The 4240-nt window shown below is 44.6% G+C and carries 1 protein-coding gene; it reads right to left on the bottom strand.

Translation table 11 applies throughout. From position 1 onward, the window contains the following. Window positions 1-560: 560 nt before the first annotated feature. A complete protein-coding gene (locus tag U2P91_RS17625; RefSeq protein WP_111889316.1) occupies window positions 561-3836 on the bottom strand; it encodes a cadherin-like beta sandwich domain-containing protein in 3276 nt (1091 codons plus the stop codon). Between the last annotated feature and the right edge of the window lie 404 nt (window positions 3837-4240).

Below are 4240 nucleotides of genomic sequence, written 5' to 3'. Positions count from 1 at the left end.
ATATAATCATAAAATACAGGTTTGGAAATTCCTTCGGCAACAACCTGCGAAGTTTGAACAATGCCGTCATGATCGGCTATCAATTTATCCAGCTGTTCGTATCGGTCCACGATTCCACTTCCTTTCATACTAATATTATAAACATTATTAGTACGAAAGTAAATATGCTGAATGTTCTATTCATTAACCGTAATCGGAAAAACGTAAGAGAATTTGATTAAAACCTTGAAATTTTGTCACTTTGCTTGGTGGAGGTGACCCGTAACGGTTCAAGGTGACAATTGATATAAATCATTTTAGACATAAGGTCTTTGTTTATAAAACTATTTTCTAAGTGGTAAATTTTTATATTGACGATTCTATATTTTTTTGATCTAATCACGACTCCTTCTCTTTATCCTATGAAAGCTGATAATGATGCATCAATCAAAATAAAGTTAAGTAATGACTACCAAAAATAGACTTAATGCTAATAATTTTAAAAAATAAAAACTTATTTCCCAGTTTCTAAAATATCTGATGGCTGATTACAAAACAAAAATAAATTTTTTATAGACTTATTAACTCTCTACAAATGATTCATGTGTGTCGCCTAGTGCTGATTCACCTTTAGGGACAACCATAATTTTGATCCCTTCCAGCCGATAGCCAAACCCAGCTGTTCCGGCTGCTTCTCCATTTTTGGCCCAATCCAGCCAGCCGAAATTTTGAGCATGGACCTGATAGTAAATGTCATATTGGCCGGCATCTTCGCCGGTCAGATTAATTTTGATCGCTTCCAGTCGCAGTGCTTGTCCTTGGGTTCCGCTCATCGCGCCATCGGCTGCAAAATCCTGCCAGCCAATATTTTCCACATAGGTTGAATATTCAACGCCAAGATTTACCTGGTCTTCAAGTTCTATTTTTATCCCTTCAAGCCTCAGACCCTGTCCTTCAGTTCCGCTGATCTCACCCTCGGATACAAAACCCTGCCAGCCGATATTCTCAACATGGGTCTGATAACTGCAGCTAATTTCCTCATTGTCATCACGATAGATGGTCAGGCTATAGTTTTTTGTACTGGCGTCCTGGGCAACGACCATAAGCTTAACTTCATTATCCCCGAGAGAAAGTGGAATTGTCTGTGAACCTCCCTGGTTTAAAATAGCGCCGTTTAAAAGCATGACGGCATTTTCGTCGAAGGCTGATGCGGTCAGCTCGATCGTATCCACATCACTGTCCACACTGGCGTAGTAAGTGGTGGTTCCTGGGTCAAAGCCCGGACTTAATGAGCCAGCGTTAAGTGACAGGCTGGTCAAATCGGCATCATTGATTATTTCGTTAACAGAGTTAGAAACTGAAATAATATAGGCTTTCGACTTACCGTCCTGGGCAGTTATAACAACCGGAATCATATTAGCGCCGTTAATGAGGCTTACACTTGTTTCGCTACCTGAAGTTGCTTCCACGCCGTTAATGGTCAGGCTGGCTCCAGGGTCAAGGGTCTGGGCAGTAATGCCGATGATGTCAATGTCGGTGGCGTCCACTCTGTAGGCGGCTGTATTCGTATCAAAGGCAGGGCTTAGACTGCCCGAATTAACGGTAAGACTTAAAAGATCAGCCGGTGCTTCTGTGGTAAAGGAGGCAGTGGCAGCTTCCATAGTTATATAATCAGTGTTTTTAAATCCGGAAATGTCTATGGTATAGCTTTGATAATAGGCTAAGCTGGAATAGGGAATAGTATAGGTCCGACTACCGTTTGACCAAACTCCTCCACTGAGGGGTGTGCCGTTAATCGTAACCGTGCCGGTTACGGTGGTATCCATATTATCGTTGTTAAAAGTAATGACCACATTGCCGTCAAGTGGTGCATCACTGTTAGCTGGGCTGATGCTGTCGACCATTGCTGCCGTTTCAAGCGTCCAGATGGCGTACAGGGTTAAATCATCGGAGATTGTAATATTGTCGCCTGGTGCATAAGATGTGCCGCTGTCATCTGCTTCTGTATTCCACTCTTTAAAAGTGTAACCAGGATTTTCAAAAACACTTGAATCTTCGAGTGTTGCCGTTCCAACCTGAGGAACATTTTCGATTTTAGAGTCCGACCCAACATTGTCATAATAAGTCAAAGTATAAGCCAGTGCATATATGCCAGCATCAGACCAACCGGGCAGGCTAAAGCCATAGAGCGGCCCTGATTTTGGAAAATGCGTATGGGTTTCTGTATCGGGAGTTGTACAGCTATCATGTGCTAAAAATACCAGGGCATCACCACTTAAAGAAAATGAATTATCATGTCCACCCGTACCATGGCCAATATCTTCGCTACCTACGGAAAATACCTTACCGCCTTTTATTAAGATTGTCCCGCTATCTCCCTCTGAACCGCCACCGATACCGGCACCACCGCCGTAGGCACCGGAACCATTTCCACCGGTAGCAGTGACCGTGCCATCGGTGATGGTAATCGTACCGCCATGTCCAGCAAAACCGCCACCGCCGATACCGGCACCTAGATCTCCACCCCTTGCAGTGACCGTGCCACTGTTGATGGTAATCTTTCCTCCTTGTGCTTCAGATCCGCCGCCGATACCGGCACCATATTCACCGCCGGTTGCAGTAACCTTACCATTTGATATGGTAATCGTACCGCCAACTTTACCAGATCCGCCGCCGATACCGGCAGCACTTTCCCCGCCGGTTGCAGTAACATTACCATTTGATATGGTAATCGTACCACCAACTGCACCAGCTCCGCCGCCGATACCGGCACCGCCACCGCCGTTCCATAGACTTGGTGTACTTCCACCGGTAGCTTTGACCGTCCCGTCGTTGATGGTAATTTCACCACCAGCTCCACTTTTACCGCCACCGATCCCGGCACCATACTTTTTACCGATTGCAGTAACCTCTCCGTCGTCGATGGTAATTTCACCACCAGCTCCACCATTACCGCCGCCGATACCTGAACCAGAATCTCCGCCGGTAGCAGTAACCTTACCATTTGATATGGTAATCGTACCGCCAGCTGCACCATTTCCACCGCCGATACCGGCACCTTTAGATCCACCAGTTGCAGTGACCGTCCCCCCCGATATGGTAATCGTTCCGCCATCTCCATGCTTGCCGTCGTCTTCCCAATCGCCGCTGCCGATTCCGGCACCACCTTCATCTCCGCCGGTTGCAGTGACCGACCCGTCGGTTATGGTAATCGTCCCACCAGCCGCATTATAACCGCCACCGATACCGGAACCAGCATATCCACCGGTTGCAGTGACTGACCCTCCCGATATGGTAAACGTACCGCCAGCTCCGTAATCACCGCCACCAATACCGGAACCGGCATATCCACCGGTTGCAGTGACTGACCCCTCCAATATTGAAATAGTACCGCCAGTTACTTGATAACCGCCGCCGATACCGGCAGCGTATTTTCCGCCAATTACATTAAGAATGCCATCTCCTTTTATTTCTAGCTCTGTGCCTGTTTCCACTTGGATACCAGGCTTATTAGAACCGCTTTTAAGAGTATTTGTTCCATTTATAATCAGGATGTTACCGATGCCTGAAAAGCTGAGGGCACAGGCACTGACGTCACTTGTTACCGAATCAAGCGTCAATGTGACACCCTCGCCACAAGAAATTTGAACATTTTGACTGCCGATCAGCGTTGCCGTTGCACCCGCGTCTACATTAACTGTATCGCCTGCTGCACAGGTACTGATATCAAATGATTGGCCGTCAGATACGGTATTCGTTGTTGCCTGGGCCGTTTGCGGTAACACTCCAACAATCATTAACATGCCGATGACAATAAACAAACATTGGGGTATTCTTCTTTTAAATAACTTTTCCATATTATCCTTTTTCTCCCTCTTGTTTTTTATATTTCGTTAGCATACAGCTCAACGTTATTGCTCCAGTTAATTACCAACCATCCATTTATGTATGAATAAAAGACTTTATCACCAAGCAAACAGACACGAATTGTTTATTCTTGGTATTTGAATTCATTGTAATACTTCCGTTAGTAAACTACACTTTAATTATAGTATACATGATTCATTAAAAAAAAAGCTACAATTAATTATAATTATTCATTTCTTCTATCTTACTGAATACTACCGCAGATGGTATTGAAGGAGCTATTATATGTTTGTTCTGTAAAAATCAAACTGATAAATTGTCAAAATCGGTGTTAAAATACCCATAATAAACGGTTGAAAATTCCCCAAAAACACGGTATGTTTCTTCTTAAAGA

Source organism: Acetobacterium sp. K1/6 (genome assembly GCF_034438075.1).
Classification (GTDB): Bacteria; Bacillota; Clostridia; order Eubacteriales; family Eubacteriaceae; genus Acetobacterium; species Acetobacterium carbinolicum.
This window is presented reverse-complemented; position numbering and strand designations above follow the sequence as displayed.